Origin of the sequence: Rhodococcus sp. 105337, from assembly GCF_012844225.1 — a bacterium.
In the GTDB taxonomy this organism is placed as follows: domain Bacteria; phylum Actinomycetota; class Actinomycetes; order Mycobacteriales; family Mycobacteriaceae; genus Rhodococcus.
Window position 1 is genome coordinate 522662 of sequence record NZ_JABAGQ010000002.1, and the last position, 17062, is coordinate 539723.

The 17062-nt window shown below is 66.8% G+C and carries 13 protein-coding genes and 1 pseudogene; 4 read left to right on the forward strand and 10 right to left on the reverse strand.

Going from position 1 to position 17062, the window contains the following annotated elements; all coding sequences use genetic code 11:
- The first annotated feature begins 9 nt into the window (after window positions 1-9).
- Entirely contained in the window at window positions 10-636 is a 627-nt protein-coding gene (locus tag HF886_RS06215) for a class I SAM-dependent methyltransferase (protein ID WP_169651801.1), read from the forward strand.
- A gap of 73 nt (window positions 637-709) precedes the next feature.
- Here the strand turns inward: HF886_RS06215 and HF886_RS06220 are convergent.
- Window positions 710-1536, reverse strand: a pseudogene (locus HF886_RS06220) (alpha/beta hydrolase).
- Between HF886_RS06220 and HF886_RS06225 the strand changes: the two are divergent.
- Window positions 1526-3892, forward strand: coding sequence for an AAA family ATPase (locus HF886_RS06225; protein WP_169651802.1), 2367 nt, complete (start codon window positions 1526-1528; stop codon window positions 3890-3892). The pseudogene HF886_RS06220 and the gene HF886_RS06225 sit on opposite strands and share 11 nt — an antisense overlap.
- Window positions 3893-3925: 33 nt before the next feature.
- Here HF886_RS06225 and HF886_RS06230 read toward each other — a convergent pair whose 3' ends face one another.
- From HF886_RS06230 to istA, 3 genes are read right to left on the reverse strand one after another with little or no spacing between them, the layout of a single operon-like run.
- Window positions 3926-5050, reverse strand: coding sequence for a hypothetical protein (locus HF886_RS06230; RefSeq protein WP_169651803.1), 1125 nt, complete (start codon window positions 5048-5050; stop codon window positions 3926-3928).
- 39 nt (window positions 5051-5089) lie between these two features.
- The gene (gene istB, locus HF886_RS06235) at window positions 5090-5881 is read right to left on the reverse strand and encodes an IS21-like element helper ATPase IstB (RefSeq protein ID WP_169651804.1); all 792 of its coding nucleotides are present in this window, start codon (window positions 5879-5881) and stop codon (window positions 5090-5092) included.
- A complete protein-coding gene (istA, locus tag HF886_RS06240) occupies window positions 5878-7116 on the reverse strand; it encodes an IS21 family transposase (RefSeq protein ID WP_296549579.1) in 1239 nt (412 codons plus the stop codon). The genes istB and istA overlap by 4 nt, the downstream gene beginning before the upstream one ends.
- Before the next feature lie 277 nt (window positions 7117-7393).
- On the opposite strand from istA, the gene HF886_RS06245 reads away from it, so the two are divergent.
- Window positions 7394-7846: a helix-turn-helix transcriptional regulator gene (locus HF886_RS06245; protein WP_169651806.1), complete on the forward strand. Its 453-nt coding sequence runs from the start codon at window positions 7394-7396 to the stop codon at window positions 7844-7846.
- 223 nt (window positions 7847-8069) lie between these two features.
- Here the strand turns inward: HF886_RS06245 and glnA are convergent, their stop codons facing one another.
- Window positions 8070-9506: a type I glutamate--ammonia ligase gene (gene glnA / locus HF886_RS06250; protein ID WP_169620220.1), complete on the reverse strand. Its 1437-nt coding sequence runs from the start codon at window positions 9504-9506 to the stop codon at window positions 8070-8072.
- A 210-nt stretch (window positions 9507-9716) separates the two neighbouring features.
- Between glnA and HF886_RS06255 the strand changes: the two genes are divergently transcribed.
- Entirely contained in the window at window positions 9717-10193 is a 477-nt protein-coding gene (locus HF886_RS06255; protein WP_169620219.1) for an RDD family protein, read from the forward strand.
- A 78-nt stretch (window positions 10194-10271) separates the two neighbouring features.
- Here HF886_RS06255 and HF886_RS06260 read toward each other — a convergent pair whose 3' ends face one another.
- From HF886_RS06260 to HF886_RS06280, 5 genes are all read right to left on the reverse strand, one after another.
- Window positions 10272-11012: a DUF4191 domain-containing protein gene (locus tag HF886_RS06260; protein WP_169620218.1), complete on the reverse strand. Its 741-nt coding sequence runs from the start codon at window positions 11010-11012 to the stop codon at window positions 10272-10274.
- Window positions 11013-11090: 78 nt separating this feature from the next.
- Window positions 11091-12101 (reverse strand): lipoyl synthase, encoded by a 1011-nt coding sequence (gene lipA, locus HF886_RS06265; protein WP_169620217.1) that lies wholly within the window; start codon window positions 12099-12101, stop codon window positions 11091-11093.
- A 55-nt stretch (window positions 12102-12156) separates the two neighbouring features.
- A complete protein-coding gene (gene lipB, locus HF886_RS06270; RefSeq protein ID WP_169651807.1) occupies window positions 12157-12936 on the reverse strand; it encodes a lipoyl(octanoyl) transferase LipB in 780 nt (259 codons plus the stop codon).
- Between the two features lie 145 nt (window positions 12937-13081).
- Window positions 13082-15232: a 2-oxoglutarate dehydrogenase, E2 component, dihydrolipoamide succinyltransferase gene (gene sucB / locus HF886_RS06275; protein ID WP_169651808.1), complete on the reverse strand. Its 2151-nt coding sequence runs from the start codon at window positions 15230-15232 to the stop codon at window positions 13082-13084.
- Between the two features lie 304 nt (window positions 15233-15536).
- Window positions 15537-17048: a leucyl aminopeptidase gene (locus HF886_RS06280; RefSeq protein ID WP_169620214.1), complete on the reverse strand. Its 1512-nt coding sequence runs from the start codon at window positions 17046-17048 to the stop codon at window positions 15537-15539.
- Window positions 17049-17062 lie beyond the last annotated feature (14 nt).

Below are 17062 nucleotides of genomic sequence, written 5' to 3' on the forward strand. Positions count from 1 at the left end.
GATGGCGGTATGGAGAACGCGAGCACACCCGTCGTCGACACCATCCGCGAGTCGTACTCGGCCAGGTCCCAGGAGTATGGGGATCTCTTCGGCTCCGTGGCGTCGGCGCATCCGTTGGACCGGGCGCTCATCGGGAGCTGGGCCGACACCGTGTCCGGCCCCGTGCTCGACGCCGGATGCGGCCCGGGTCAGTGGACGGACTTCATGGCCGGGCGCGGACTGGCCGTGAGCGGCGTCGATCTCGTTCCCGAGTTCGTCGAGCGCGCTCGTAAGCACTATCCGGATCTCTCGTTCGAGGTCGGCACCTTGGACGCAGTGGACGTTGCGGCGAAGTCGCTGGGAGGGGTGTTGTCCTGGTACTCGCTGATCCATCACAGTCCGGAGGACATCCGGACTCCGGTCGCCGAGTTCGCACGCATATTACGTTCGGGCGGAGGATTATTGCTCGGATTCTTCGAAGGACCAACCGTCGAGGCGTTCGATCACGCGGTGACTACCGCGTATCGATGGCCGGTAGCCGCACTCGCCCAGGAACTGATTGACGCCGGCTTCGAAGTGATCGAGACACATACGCGGACGGGGAGTGGCTACCGGCCGCTCGGCGCAATCACCGCCGTCCGGTCGCCCGCACGGTGAGACGCGCGAGTATCGCCGCAGCACTCTGATGCGATCCGAATCGCCGGGATGCGCTCCTTGTTCCGGATGGTGATCATCGAGTGACGAACGCGAAGATGTCGGTGTTGAGCCGGTCGCGCTCGGTGTCCGGTAAGCCGTGAGCTCCGCCTTCGTAGGCGATCAGCTTCGCGTCCGGGACGAGTTGCGCGGAGAGCTTTCCGCTGATGTCGAAGGAACGATCTGGTCGTCTTCTCCGTGGATCACCAGGGTCGGCACATCGATCTTCGCCAGATCGGGCCTGAAGTCGGTGGCGCTGAAAGCGGCGATGGATTCATAGGCGTTGTGTGTGCCCGACTCGAGCCCCTGTCGCCAGAAGGCGTCGCGGGTGCCCTGTGGTACCTCACCGGTGCGGTTGTGACCGAAGAAGGGGCCGTCGGCGAGATCCCGGTACAACTGGGACCGGTTGGCGGACTCGCCGTCTCGCAGGGCGTCGAAGGTTTCGACGGGAAGACCGTCGGGGTTGTCCTCTGTGCGCACCATGAGTGGGGGCACCGCCGACACCAGAATGAGCCCCGCGACCCGAGATCTGCCGTGGCGGCCCACGTAACGGGTGACCTCACCGCCACCGGTGGAGTGCCCGACGAGTGTGACACCCGTCAGCTCCAGCGTACTGAGCAGTGCCGCGAGATCATCGGCGTAGGTGTTCATTTCGTTCCCGTCCCAGGTCTGGGTGGAGTTGCCGTGCCCCCGCCGGTCGTGAGCGATGACGCGACACCCCCGCACGGCGAGATACCGTGCGGTGGCTTCCCAGGCGTCGCTGTTGAGTGGCCAGCCGTGGCTGAGGACCACCGGTACCCCGTCTGCCGGCCCCCAGTCCTTGTAGAAGATTGCGGTTCCGTCTTCGGTCTCGATGAAGGTCATCGTGTGCTCCTCGCTTGCGCATCGGTTCCACAAGCCTGCACGGCGTCACCACCCACCGGACCACGCGATCTACGTAGTCCCCAGAGACCGGACCCGTATTTTCCGTGGGCTCGTAGCCTTCCACCTCCGACCAGAGCCGCCGCTTGTTAGCATCCCGGGTAACGGCAACCCTCGGTCTCGGAAACAGGGCGCGATGGACAATCGGGCGCCCTCGGAAAGGCTCGTCGGGAGAGCCGTCGAGAAGGCCCGGCTCAGCGGCCTTCTCCAGTCCGCCGTCGAAGGGCGCGGAGTCGTCGGCGTCCTACGTGGTGACGCCGGCATGGGCAAGACGTATCTTGTCTGCTCGGTGCTGTCGGAACACCCGCGATTGGGATCCACCTGCATAGTCGGTGTGGAGTCCGAAGCCGACCTTCCCTATGCCGCGCTGCAGAGAATGATGCTGAGTCACCGGCCTGTGTTCGAGAGTCTTCCGGTGGAGCAGCGATCAGCTGTCGGCGTGGCCTGCGGGATAGCGGCGGGTCCGTCGCCGCCGCGATCGCTGGTAGGACTCGGGCTGCTCACCTTCCTGGCGCGCCTTTCCGACGACACGCCCTTCGTCTGTTTCATCGACGACGCACAGTGGATAGATCCCGAGTCGTTGCAGGCGCTGGCATTCGTCGGTAGGCGCCTTCTCGCCGAACGTGTTGCGTTGCTCTTCGCCGTTCGCACCGAGGGGTTCGTCTCGTCCGTGCTGGACGACCTCCCCGGCCGGACGCTCGAGGGACTGGACCGTGCCGACGCGCGGCGACTCCTCCGCGCTTCTTCGTGCGGACCGTTGGACCGCCGCGTGGTCGACCGCATTGTCGATGCGACGGGAGGCAACCCGCTCGCGTTGGTGGATCTCTCCGGGGAGCTCACTTCGAAACAGCTTCGGGGCGAAGACTTCCTGCACGAGCCGGTGCCCCTGGGAAAACATCTGGAAGCGCACTACCTGAAGCAGATTCGCGGGCTACCCCCGGAGACTCGGACCTGGCTCCTCGCTGCCGCCGCAGAGCCAGAAGGGGATCTGGACGCCATCACCGCGGCCGGCGAGGCTCTCGGGCTTTCCGAGGCGGCCTCCCATCGGGCCGAGCTGGCCGGTCTCGTCCGTGTGGATTCGACGGTGACATTTCGTCATCCGTTGGTGCGCTCAGCTGTTTACAACGGTGCTCCCAGCCCAGAGCTCCGCAGGGTGCATTCTCATCTCGCCTGCGTGGCGCACGAGCGAGGTGATGTCCACAGGTCGGTGACACACCGCGCCGCAGCAACGGTCGGAATGGACGACGAGGTGGCCGAAGAACTGGAGCGGTCCGCCGATATCGTCACTCAGCGCGGCGGATACATGACTCGGGCCACTCTTCTGGTCCGTGCAGCGGCATTGACCTCGGACGCCGCACGCAAAGAGTTGCGCATCCTCGCAGCGGGAGAATCGGCGCTGGTCGCGGGTGCGGGGCCGCAGGCCGGTGCTCTGCTGGCAAGCCTCGACCCAGCCAGGCTGGACGACGCGGCGCGTGGGCGACTGTTTCTTGCGCTGTGCGAGCTGGAGGCCCTCACACCCGTCAGGGGTTCCGTCTTCGCCCACCGCCCCCAACGGTTGCTCGCCACAGCGAGGTATCTCCATTCCCTCGATTCGGCACATGCCAAACAGGCGGTTGCCAATGCGTTCGGGGCTCTGATCCAGGCCGACGAGCTGGTGCAGGGGACCACGTCTCGGGAGGTTGCCGACGCGGCGAGACATATCTGCCGGACCGATCCGGGATCGGATCTGACAACGCAGGCGCTCGTTGCTCTGAGCACCCTCGTCCTCGACGGGCGAGCGGCGGCGTCCCAGCTGGTAAAGGAAGCAGTAGTCCGGGCGACAACGGATGACACCGCAGATGAGGAAATCCTGCAGTCCTACATGTGTATTGCACACGCCGCCTGTCTGTTCCGAGAACCGGACGCGGTCGAGGCCGTACTCCGATATGCCGAGCGCGCGGCGCAGAGGCAGGGCGCGGCGCTGGCCCTTGCCCGGGTGCTCTCTCTCCGCGCGTACTCCAGCATGCAGCAAGGCAGAACCGGCGAAGGCACCGACCACCTCACCCGGGCCGGTGAAATCATCGCCTTCATAGGGCTGCCGCAACTCTGGACAGACATAGCACTCTCGCTCCCCATCGTTCGCGGATGGCGGGGCGACGAGACTGTCACCGACGAGGATGAGGTGATGGTCGAAGCGCGCAACGTCGGCTACGGACGCACCGGCGCATCACGCCTCGTAGGTGCGATGCTGCTCCGGGCGGCAGAAGGTAGATACGCCGAAGCGTGGAACTGTCAACGGCAATCGAAGACTGACCCCTAGCGGCAGATGAAATCTGACCCGTTGCGTATGGGGTCAGGAATCACCGGGTCCGCGATTCTCGGGGTCACTTGTGGTGTGGTCGCCGAAGAAGTCGCTGCGGGCATGTGCGAACAACTCGGGATAGTCCATCCCGTAGGTCTGCGCGGCGTGCCGCAGCGCTTCGATCGCCGACTCGAGCGGTGTCGCCTCGGAATACATGCTCCGTGCGTACGTCAGCAACGCCTCGTACTGCTGAACGAGCTCCGCACTCGCAGGTAGCCCGGATACAAGGGTGAGCCGGATCCGCGGGTCGGTGTCGAGTCGGTTGCGGGCGTTGGTGCTGGCGATGAAGTCCGGGTGGACGGGTTGTCCTGCATCCATGTCGGCGAGCCGTTGGCGGAACCACTGGGACTGCACGAGTCCGGCGCGTTCCCATGCTTGGTGCACGCACCAGCGCGCGAAGGCGCGTTGCCGGTCGGCGTCGAGTGCTTCGACGCGGTCAATGAGGTCGCGGTCCAGTCCGGCGACGTGCCGGGCGGCATAGATCGCCTCGAGAGCCGGCGTGAGCGGTTTTCCGCCGAAGGTGTGCAGGACGGCGCGCACGGCCAGGGCTTCGCGGCTCTGCGGCGCCACGGTGATCACCTTCCCGGATTCGTCCCGGACGTAGACATACTCCCGGGACGGTTCCGGGCGGTCGACCTGCGGCTGCGGTGACCATGCGCTGTCGGTTTTGTGGAGTGTTCGTACCTGCGCATCCGTGGTACGGGTGGTGATGGGCCACAGGCAGATCAGATAGTCCTCGACGATCTCGTCGACGTCGAGACCGTACTTGCTGTCGCGGCCACGAGCGTGTGCTCGCAGCTGATAGGTGCCCGCCGGTACCGGATCGATGGTGGTGCAGACGGTGCCGTCGAGAGCGGAGACGACCATCGCCTGTGTCGCCGAGAGGGTGGTTTCCTCGATGACCTCCCAGTCCTCCTGCGGAGGATCGGTCGGAGGTTGATCGAGTAGCTCGACACCGACGCGGACCGGGCCGTAGGCGATGCCGGTGTAGAACGAGACGGCCCCGTCACCGACATCGATCAAGGTGCCCTGCGCGATCGGATCGAGGGTGTCGACCGTGGGGTCGCCGAAGCTGAACTGGTGATGGTCGACCTGGACCACGCCGTTGGACTGCACCGGATGATCATCGCGTATCGGATCCTGCTGCGCCGGGTCTCATGCTTCGTCCGGCGTGGCGGTGGGGACGCGGCCGAGGTCGCGGTCCTTGAGCCGGTAGGAGTCGCCTTTGAGGGCGACGACCTCGGCGTGGTGGACGAGCCGGTCGATCATCGCGGCGGCGACGATGTCGTCACCGAAGACTTCACCCCACCGACCGAACGGCTTGTTGGAGGTGACTACCAGCGAGGCCCGCTCGTAGCGCGAGGACACGAGCTGGAAGAACAGATTCGCCGCCTCCGGCTCGAACGGGATGTAGCCGACCTCGTCGACGATCACCAGCGGATAGCGGCCCAGACGCACCAGTTCCTGCTGCAGCCGGTCCTGGTGGTGTGCTTCGGCCAACCGCGCGACCCATTCGGCGGCGGTGGCGAACAAGGTGCGGTAGCCGGCCTGGCACGCCCGAATCCCCAGCCCGATCGCCAGATGCGTCTTGCCGGTCCCCGGTGGCCCGAGGAAGACCACATTGTCCTTGGCCGCGACGAAATCCAAGGTGCCCAGATGCGCAAGCACCTCCCGGCGCAGACCACGGGCATAGTCGAAGTCGAACTCCTCGAGGCTCTTGCGGGCCGGGAACCGGGCACTGCGAATACGTCCTTCCCCGCCGTGGGCTTCGCGGGCGGCGACCTCGCGTTGCAGGCACGCGACGAGAAACTCGACGTGACTCCACGATTCGGTACGGGCACGATCGGCGAGCCGATCAACCGAGTCCCGCAGCGTCGGCGCCTTCAACGCTCGGGTGAGATAGGCGATCTCGGCGGTCAGCTCCGCCGCCGTGCGATGGGTGCTCATCCCGATGCCTCGTCGTCGAGTCCGAACAGCGTGTCGTAGTCGCGGAGCCGGCGTTGCTCGACCTCCACCGAGGTCGGGTCCGGGACGATCGACAGTCGGCTGCGGCGCAGCGCCCGGGCGGCGTCCGCATGGTCGGGATCGGTGATCGACTGGTGGGTGGCCCAGCAGCGGGAATGGTCGGCCACGATCCGGCCGTCGCAGAATGCCTGCACCCGGTCGAGTCCGGCGACGAGCTCGATGCGTCGGCCGATCGCGGCCGGATGCACCGAATAGTCGTTGGCGTCGAGCCGGATGTAATGATCGCGTGGGAGCCGCAACGATCGGCGCCATCCGACCGTCGGGGCGATCGGCGGCAACGGCAGCATCGCCGCCCGATCGGCGGCGATCCGGTCGGCGGGAGCGCAGCCGAGCACCCGCATCCGCCTCCGATTCGCCGTCTCCAACCATCGCTGCAGTTGGGTGTTGAAGTCCTGCGGGCCGGTGAAGGTGCGGCCGGGCAGAAACGAGGTTTCGAGGTAGCCGTTGGCGCGTTCAACCAGCCCTTTGGTTTCGGGGTCGGCGGGTTTGCAGATCACCACCTGGGCGCCGAGGGTGCCGCGGAACGCCTGGCACTCACCGGTCAGCTCGGCGCCACCGCGCCGCCATCGCCCGATCGCGCCTTCCCCGTCCCACACCAGCGTCCGGGGCACTGCTCCGAGCCCACGGCATAACTGCCACCAGCCGGCGAACAGGTCCTCGGCGCGCCGGGACGGCAGCAGCCGGGCCGAGAGGGTACGGGAGTAGCCGGTGACCATCACCAGCACCGGCAGCCGGGGAGCGGTGCGGTGCTGGCCGTAACCCACCGGCACGGTGATGTCGGGGAACCACAGATCACACTGCCCGATCTCGCCGGGCTGATAGGTGGTACGCGAGACCGGATCCGGCGGCAAATACGCCGGACGCAGTTCACGGACGCGATCGCGCAGGATGCGGATCGAATGCTGCCAGCCGAGGCGTTCGGCGATGACCGTGGCCGGCATCGTCGGCCACACCGTCAGCAGTTCCCGGATTCGGGGTTCGACCTCGTCGACGAGAGAGCCTTTCGGGGCCCGCCGATATCTCGGGGGTCCTGCCGATCGCAGAGCCTGCTTGACGGTGTTCTTCGAGCATCCCATCGTCCGGGCGATCGCTTTGATCGGCATTGCTTCGGCTCGGTGCAGTCGCCGGATCTCGGCCCAGTCCTCCACAGACAACACCCGCTTCCTCCTGACCTCGACTGAGGTCAGCATCTCCGAGGGGATCAGTTTTCGATTGCCGTCTGGGGGTCAGTCTTCACCCGCCGTCGACAGGAACTACGGACGTCGGCTCGGACACGAGGATCCCTTCTTCACAGGAACCCTCTATCTGGCCGATCTGATCGAGTGTGCGGCCCGCGCCGGTGACCTCGACTCGGCGGAAAAGCTGATACGACAGTTGACGATCGAGTGCCGGGACACACAGAGCCGGTGGGCGGCCGGGCTTCTGGAGCGAAGCATGACGCACCTCGAAGGAGAAGACACAGCGTCGCGTTGTGAGCGTGCTTTGGAACTGCTCACCGGACCAGCTCTCGAGATGGATGCTGGCCGCACTCATCTGCTCTACGGCGAATGGCTGAGGCGACGACGTCGACGAACGGATGCCGCGCTGCATCTGGCCGCTGCGCTGGAGACGTTTCTCCGTCTCGGTGCGGCAGGCTGGGCCGGACGTGCCCAGCGGGAACTCGACGCAACAGGTAAGTGCCGCGAGCCGAATGCGTCTCGCGGCCCGTCGCCACTGACCCCGCAGGAAGCATCTGTGGCCAGACTGGCGGCGGCGGGCAACACGAACACCGATATCGCGTCGCAACTCTTCGTCAGTCCGAACACCGTCGACTACCACCTGCGAAAGGTCTTCCGAAAACTCGGAGTGACCTCGCGACGCCAACTCCGAGATCTGCGGCTGGACTGAGAGGCCCGGCACTCCCGGCGAACCGGGAAAACTCCGTGCCCTCGACCCCGAAAGTCGTCGGCCCGGGCGGCGAAGGGTTGTTCCGAATGGCCCTCGGGCTCGGAACCGAAACTGGTCCGCTCGCCCGACGTGGGGCAAGCGGACCAGTTTTCGAAACTACTGCGGAAGTCCTGCTGACGACCCGCTCCCGGGGGAGTGTTCGGCCTTCAGCGCATCAGGAGACTCAGCAGTCGAAGTACAGCTGGAACTCGTACGGGTGCGGGCGCAGGTTGACTGGAGCGATTTCCTGCTCGCGCTTGAGCGAGATCCAGGTCTCGATCAGGTCGGTGGTGAACACGCCACCCTCGGTGAGGTACTCGTGGTCGGCCTCGAGGCGGTCGATGACCGCGTTGAGCGACGTCGGAGCCTGCGGGATGTTCTTGGCCTCCTCCGGCGGAAGCTCGTAGAGATCCTTGTCGACCGGAGCCATCGGCTCGATCTTCTTCTTGATGCCGTCCAGGCCGGCCATCATCTGCGCGGCGAAGTTCAGGTACGGGTTACCCGAGGAGTCGGGCGCGCGGAACTCGAGGCGCTTGGCCTTCGGGTTGTTGCCCGTGATCGGGATACGGACCGCGGCCGAACGGTTGCGCTGGCTGTAGACGAGGTTGATCGGCGCCTCGTAGCCCGGCACCAGACGGTGGTACGAGTTGATCGTCGGGTTGGTGAACGCGAGCAGCGACGGCGCGTGGTGCAGGATGCCGCCGATGTACCAGCGGGCGAGGTCGGACAGACCCGCGTAGCCGGACTCGTCGTGGAACAGCGGCTTGCCGTCCTTCCACAGCGACTGGTGCACGTGCATGCCCGAGCCGTTGTCGCCGAAGAGGGGCTTCGGCATGAAGGTGGCGGTCTTGCCGTTCTTCCACGCGGTGTTCTTGACGATGTACTTGAACAGCTGCAGGTCGTCGGCAGCCGAGAGCAGCGTGTTGAACTTGTAGTTGATCTCCGCCTGTCCGCCGGTGCCGACCTCGTGGTGGGCGCGCTCGAGCTCGAAGCCCGCGAGCTGCAGGTTGGTGGAGATCTCGTCGCGCAGGTCCACGTAGTGGTCGTACGGCGCAACGGGGAAGTAGCCGCCCTTCGGGCGAACCTTGTAGCCACGGTTCGGGGTGCCGTCGGCGTTGTAGTCCACACCGGTGTTCCAGGCGCCGGAGATGGAATCGACCTCGTAGAACGAGCCGTTCATCTTGGAGTCGTAGGACACGGAGTCGAAGATGTAGAACTCGGCCTCGGCGCCGAAGTACGCGGTGTCGGCGATGCCGGTGCTGACCAAGTACTCCTCGGCCTTGCGCGCGACGTTGCGGGGGTCGCGGGAGTACGACTCGCGAGTGAAGGGGTCGTGGACGAAGAAGCTCACGTTGAGCGTCTTGGCGGCACGGAAGGGATCGATGCGCGCAGTGGTCACGTCCGGAAGCAGGAGCATGTCCGACTCGTGGATGGACTGGAAGCCACGCACGGACGAGCCGTCGAAGGCCAGGCCGTCCTCGAAGACGTCCTGATTGAACGCCTTCGCCGGGATCGAGAAGTGCTGCTCGATGCCGGGCAGGTCGGTGAAGCGGATATCCACGTACTCGACGTTTTCGTCCGCGATGTACTTGATGACCTCTTCGGCCGTGGTGAACGCCACGCTTGTGCTCCTTCAGTCGGTGCGCGCCATGGTGCTGGGGCGCCTGCGTCGGATCAGACGGTATGGACCTGGTGTTGCCCGCCCATCAAACCTATGTTTCGACGGTGTTACGGCTCGCATTGCCCCTGCTGTCAGGGCAGAAACGTGGTAGAGGTCACCGCCGGTGCATGGGATCATGGTGATCCGCAGCGACCAGCCTATCCTGGACGTATGGCACGTATGACGGGCAGTTGGCTTTCCGGACCTTCCGCGGCGCTCCCGAAGGGGCAGCAGGAAGAGCAGGCGTACTCCGGCGAACTGCTCGGCCTTCCCCAGCACGGACCCGGGTCTCTCGTGTCGACGGCGCGCCGCGTGCTGGCACTGTCGCTCGACTGGTTCCTGTCGATGGCGATCGCGGCGAGCCTGGTCGGCGAGAACCCGCTCGAAAGCTCCCGCCTCTCGGGATACACGTTGATCATCTGGTTCGTCGTCGGCGTCGTGACCGTCGCGCTGTTCTCGTTCACCCCCGGCCAGTTCCTCGCCGGCGTGCGCGTCGCTCGCGTGGACGCGCCCGTCCGGGTCGGTATCGTCCGGGCGCTCGCACGCCAGATGCTGATCGTGTTCGTCGTCCCCGCGACCGTCACCGACGTCGACGGCCGCGGCCTGCACGACCGCGCGACCGGTACCGCGATCGTCCGCGCCCGCTAGACGTCCCTGACCGCACCGAAAAGCCGCCCCGATCCGTGGATCGAGGCGGCCTTTGCGTGGAACGGAGGGAATGCGGGGTCAGCGGCGACGGATCGTGCGCTGCACGCTGCGCATCTTCGCGCCGGCGGGCAGCGGACCCTTCGGCATGGCCGGTCCGGTCTTCTTGGTGCTCAGCGCCGAGAGACGACCCTCGATGGTGTCCATGCGCTTGGTGTCGATGTTGCGGGGAAGCTTCGACAGGTGCTTCTGGAGCTGCGAGAGCTTGACCTGTCCTTCGTCGTTTCCGACGATCACTTCGTAGATCGGCGTGTCGCCGACGAGGCGGGAGACGCGCTTCTTCTCCTGAGCCATGAGGCCCCGGACCCGGCCGGGGTTGCCTTCACCGACGAGAATCACGCCGGGGCGGCCGATGACGCGATGGACCGCGTCGAGCTGCGTCGTCCCGGCGACCGCCTGCGTGACGCGCCAGGCGCCCTGAAGGTTGTCCAGTGCCCAGGCTGCTGCGCCGGCCTGTCCGTCGGCCTTCGTGTACACCGACTTCTGGACGCGGCGCCCGAAGATGATGAACGCGAGAAGCACGCCCACGAGAATTCCGATGGGCAACAGGAACCACTGGATCCCGAAGATCAAACCGATGAGGAAGAACACGACGATCGATGCGACGAGCGTCCCGATCATCCACGGAAGGAGAAGCTTGTCTTCCTTGCGCTGAATCTGGAACGCCTGCCACAACTGGCCGCGACGCTCCTTCGACGCCTGCTTCCGTGCGGCTTTCGCCGCAGCCTTCGCTTCCTTGTCGCTGCTACTGCCCTTGGCCATACCCACAAGGATACGGCCCCGGTGGTGGCGCATTCGCCACCACGGGGGCCGACCGGACAGCGTCGCCGATCCGGAGCGTCAGCTACCGAATCGGGCGAGGACCGCGCCCGCCTCTTGCGATGCGGTGCCTTCCTCGGCGAGGTGCGCCTGTGCTGCGGGCAGTTCGCGGCCGTGATGGGCCATGGCCTGCGCGTAGAGACGGCCGGCGCGGTACGACGAGCGCACCAGCGGACCGGCCATCACGCCGGCGAACCCGATGGAGCGGGCGGTGTCGGAGTGCGCTACGAACTCTTCGGGCTTGACCCACCGCTCGACGGGATGGTGCCGCGGCGACGGCCGCAGGTACTGCGTGATGGTGATGATGTCGCACCCGGCGTCGTGCAGGTCGTGCAGCGCCTGGGTGACCTCCTCGGGCGTCTCGCCCATTCCGAGGATGAGGTTCGACTTGGTGACGAGACCGAATTCGCGGGCCGCGGTGATCACGTCGAGCGACCGCTGGTAGCGGAAAGCCGGGCGGATGCGCTTGAAGATCCGCGGCACCGTCTCGACGTTGTGAGCGAGCACCTCGGGACGGGACTCGAACACCTCGCGCAGGAGGTCGGGCTTGCCGTTGAAGTCGGGGATGAGGTTCTCGACACCGGTGCCGGGGTTGAGTTCGTGGATCTGCCGCACGGTCTCGGCGTACAGCCACGCGCCGCCGTCGGGGAGGTCGTCGCGGGCAACGCCGGTGATCGTCGAGTATCGAAGGCCCATCGCCTGAACGGATTCGGCGACACGGCGCGGTTCGTCACGGTCGAGTGCCGCGGGCTTGCCGGTGTCGATCTGGCAGAAGTCGCAGCGCCGCGTGCACTGTTCACCACCGATCAGGAACGTCGCCTCACGGTCTTCCCAGCATTCGTAGATGTTGGGGCACCCGGCCTCTTCGCAGACCGTGTGCAGGCCCTCGCGTCGTACAAGGCCTTTGAGCTCGGTGTATTCCGGGCCCATCTTCGCCCGGGTCTTGATCCAGTTCGGTTTACGTTCGATCGGCGTCTGAGCGTTTCGGGTCTCGATCCGCAGCAGTTTGCGTCCTTCTGGGGCCACAGTCACGTCCTCGATCGTACGCCCGCGCTCACACCGTGACCCTGTCGGGGAGCGCCGCCGGTCAGAACTGCACAGTGGTGAATTCCGGGGCGCGTGAGGAGCCTTCGGCCGCGGCGGCGGCTTCCTCGAAGGTGACCCGGTCGATGTCGGATGTGGTGACGGGAATCCGTCCGTCGAGCGCATCGAGCACGGCCTCGGTCACCGCCGGGGTGACGTCGTCGATCGTGATCTCCCTGCCGAGTTCCCCGGTCAGTGATGCGACACCGGCGTCGCGGATTCCGCACGGCACGATCGAGTCGAACGCATCGAGTGTGGAATTGCAGTTGAGCGAGAAGCCGTGCATCGTGACGCCGCGCTGCACGCGGATCCCGATCGCAGCGATCTTCCGCTCGGGCACCCACTGCCCGTCGCGCAGTCCCCCGGGCAGCCATACCCCGGAGCGTCCCTCGATGCGGCCACACGTCAGTCCCAGGTCGGTGCACACCGTGATGAGTGCCTGCTCGATCCGGCGTACGTACCCGACGACGTCGATGGGCTCAGCGAGTTTGATGATCGGATATCCGACAAGCTGGCCGGGACCGTGCCAGGTGATCTTTCCGCCCCGGTCGACATCGATGACGGGGGTGCCGTCGGTGGGACGGTCGCCGTCCTCGGTGCGCCGGCCCGCGGTGTAGACCGCGGGGTGTTCGAGCAGCAGCAGGGTGTCGGACCCGGTGCCGTCGGCGCGGGCGTTGAGGATCTCCCGCTGCCGCTCCCACGCCTCGAGGTACCCGATCGACCCGAGATGCACCACGGTGACCGGCGCGGTATCGGAACGGGCGGACGCGGTGGGGTTGCTCATGTATCCGGACTTTACGCCGGTCGGGTCGAAGCGGAACGGCCCGTACCGCCACCGCACGACGAAAAACGGGGGCGCCGTCGCGATGACGGCGCCCCCGCTATCGGTGGAGCACGAACGTGATCTTCAGCCGATCACAGACCGAGGATCACAGACCGAGGTCGGCCTCGAACGCGGCTTCCTCGAGACGATGCTTGATCGTCGTCAGGAACCGGCCGGCATCGGCACCGTCGATGAGACGGTGATCGTAGGTGAGCGGCAGGTAGCACATCGACCGCACGCCGATCGACTCGTTGCCGGTCTCGTCGGTCACCACCACGGGGCGCTTGACGATCGCGCCCGTACCGAGCATCGCGGCCTGCGGCGGCACCAGGATCGGGGTGTCGAACAACGCGCCCTGGCTTCCGATGTTGGTGATCGTGAACGTGCCACCGGCCAGCTCGTCGGGCTTGAGACCGCCGCTGCGCGTGCGCTTGGCGAGGTCGGCGATGGCCCGTGCGAGCCCTGCCAGCGACAGGTCGCCGGCGTTGTGGATCACCGGGGAGAGCAGACCCTGCTCGGTGTCCACGGCGATGCCGAGGTGTTCCGCCGCGTGGTACGTGATCTCCTTCTTGCCCTCGTCGAACGACGCGTTGACGTTCGGGTGCGCACGCAGGGCCTCGACGACAGCCTTCGCGAAGAACGGCAGGAACGTGAGGTTCACGCCCTCACGCTCGGCGAACGACTTCTTCGCCTGGGCCCGCAGCTGGGCGATCTTGGTCATGTCGACCTCGAAGGTCTGCGTGAGCTGCGCCGTGGTCTGCAGCGACTCGACAGTCTTCTTCGCGGTGATCTGACGGATCCGGTTGACCTTCTGCGTGGTACCGCGCAGATCGGCCAGTTCGGGACGCACACCCGGTGCGGCACCGGACGGTGCGGACGGAGCGGACTTCGCGGGAGCCTTCTCCTCGGTGGCCGGAGCCTTCTTCGCCTCCGCGGCGGCAAGCACGTCCTGCTTGCGGATTCGGCCACCGACACCGGTGCCCTTGACCGTGGCCAGGTCCACATCGTTCTCCGCGGCGAGCTTGCGCACGAGGGGAGTGACGTACGGGCTGGACCCGTTCGACGAGTCGCCGGACGAGGACGCGACAGCCTGCGGAGCCGGAGCCGACGCGGCCTGCTCGGCCTTCGGGGCGGCCGGCGCGGGCTTGCTCTCGGCAGGCTTCTCGGCGGCCTTGGGAGCCTCCTGCTTGGGAGCCTCCTGCTTGGGAGCCTCTTGCTTGGGCGCGGGCTTCGCCTCGGGTTCGGCGGGCTTCTCGGCGGGGGCTTCGGTGCCGATGACGGCGAGCTGTCCGCCGACCTCGACGGTGTCGTCCTCCTGCGCGGTGATCTCGGTGAGGATACCGGCGACGGGGGACGGGATCTCGGTGTCGACCTTGTCGGTGGAGACCTCGAGGAGGGGTTCGTCGGCGGCCACTTCGTCGCCGACAGCCTTGAGCCACCGGGTGACGGTGCCTTCGGTGACGGACTCGCCCAGTGCGGGCATGGTGACCGGGGTGCCTTCGCCGCTGCCACCGGAAGCAGCCGGAGCGGACTGCTCGGGCTCGGACGGCTCCGACTCGGACGGCTCGGGTGCCGCTTCCTCGGACGGAGGCGTGGAGGCAGGCGCGGCGGCGGGCTCTTCCGCCGGCTTCTCCTTCTCGGCGGGGGCCTCGGTGCCGATGACGGCGAGCTGCCCGCCGACCTCGACGGTGTCGTCCTCCTGCGCGGTGATCTCGGTGAGGATACCGGCGACGGGGGACGGGATCTCGGTGTCGACCTTGTCGGTGGAGACCTCGAGGAGGGGTTCGTCGGCGGCCACTTCGTCGCCGACAGCCTTGAGCCACCGGGTGACGGTGCCTTCGGTGACGGACTCGCCCAGTGCGGGCATGGTGACCGGGGTGCCTTCGCCGCTGCCACCGGACGACGCGGGAGCGGATTCCGCGGGAGCTTCCTCGGCGGCCGGTTCCTCGGCTGCGGGTTCCTCTGCGGGCTCTTCGGCGGCGGACTCTTCGGCAGGAGCGGCGTCGTCGGCCGACTCGCCGGCGTCACCGATTACAGCGAGTTCGCCGCCGATCTCGACTGTGTCGTCTTCCTGAGCGACGATCTTGACCAGGACGCCTGCAGCGGGCGAGGGGATCTCGGTGTCCACCTTGTCAGTGGAGACTTCGAGCAAGGGCTCGTCGACATCGACCGTGTCTCCTTCCTGCTTGAGCCATCGCGTGACAGTTCCCTCGGTGACGCTTTCACCAAGCGCTGGCATCTGGACGGAGAAGGCCATGTCTGTTGACTCCTCGACGGTTGTGTTCGTGTGTGTTGAGTTGTACCGACTCGTGGTCGACAACCATTGTGTGGTCGTCACCATTGTGCTCGAGGCCGGAGACTCGTGCGGGTGCTTCAGGGGTAGACGGACCGCTGCCCAAGCGAGGCATGGCCGTAACCATCCTTGCACTCATCGTCTCGGCGCGGTTGCAGAGGGGCAGCACCGTCTCACACCGCGGACAGTGCGCGCCCTGCTCGCAGCGCACGGTGGCGCTGGGAGCAGGACGCGCCCGCAGTGCGGTCAGCCGTGCTCGGCAGTGTGGTCAGCCGTGCTCGGCGATGTCCTCGATGACGGTGATCATCGTGCGTACCGGCACTCCGGTCCCGCCCTTGCCGACGTACCCGAAGGGGCCACCGGTGTTGAACGCCGGACCCGCCACGTCGATGTGCGCCCACTGGACACCCTCGGCGACGAATTCCTTCAGGAACAGGCCTGCGGCGAGCATGCCGCCCCACCGGTGCGGAGTGACGTTCGCGAGATCCGCGACCCGCGAGTCGAGGTCACGGCGCAGTTCCTCCGGCAACGGCATCGGCCAGCCGTTCTCGCCGACCTCCTGGGACAGCGCGGCAACCCGATCGCGGAACTCCTCGGTGCCCATCACACCGGGGGTGCGATTGCCGAGGGCGACCATCTGCGCGCCGGTCAGCGTTGCGGTATCGATGAGGTAGTCGGGCCCGTCCTCACACGCACGCACGATCGCGTCGGCGAGCACGAGACGACCCTCCGCGTCGGTGTTGATGACTTCCACCGTCGTTCCGCCGTACTGGGTCAGCACGTCGCCCGGACGCTGCGCCGTCGAGGACGGCATGTTCTCGGCCATCGGAACGGTGGCGACGACGTCGGCAGCGACACCGAGCTTCGCGGCGAGCACCACGGTGGCGACGACGGCGGCGGCACCGGCCATGTCGGAGGTCATCGCTTCCATGCCGGCAGCGGGCTTGATGGAGATGCCGCCGGTGTCGAATGTGATGCCCTTGCCCACGAGGGCGATCTTCGGCGCCTTCCGCTTCTTCGCCGAGTACGACAACCGCACCAGTCGCGGCGGCCGCGACGAGCCCTTGCCGACGCCGACGATTCCGCCGTAGCCCTGCTTCTCGAGGGCCTTCTCGTCGAGCACCTCCACCTTCAGCCCGGCAGCTTCACCCAGTGCCTTCGCGCGCTCGGCGAACTCGGCGGGGTAGAGGTGGCTCGGCGGGGTGTTCACGAATTCGCGGGCAGTTGCCACCGCCTCCGCGATTGCGGTCGCCCGGGCGAGAACGGCCTTGGCCGCCCGGTCGCGCACGGACGGAACGAGCAGTTCGATGCGGGTCGCGGGCCGCGCGTCGTCCTTCGGCGCCGACTTCGCGGAACGGAACTCGGTGAACGTGTAGGAACCCAGCGCGAAACCTTCGGCGGCGGCACCGAGATCGACCGACGACAGGGTGGTCGCGACGGTGGTGACACCGGTCAGCGCACGCGCTGCTGCACCGGCGGAACGACGGACCTGTTCGGCATCGATACGGTCCGCGGCTCCGAGGCCGACGGCGAGCACGCTCGCGACGGGAAGTCCGGCCGGCGCGGGCACCCGGGTGAGTTCTTCGCTTCGGCCCGTGGCGCCCACCGCCTGCAGGGTGTCGAGCAGTTCGCCGAGCACTGCTTCGTCGACAGGACCGTCGCCGAAGAGGATTTCGGGACCGTTGTCGGACGAGGTGAGTCCGATGACGAGAACGTCGGCTCGCTTGGATACCGAACCGGCGAGTGCGAGTTCGGGAAGTGCGGGGGTCGGTGTGCTCACAGGCAACTCCTAGG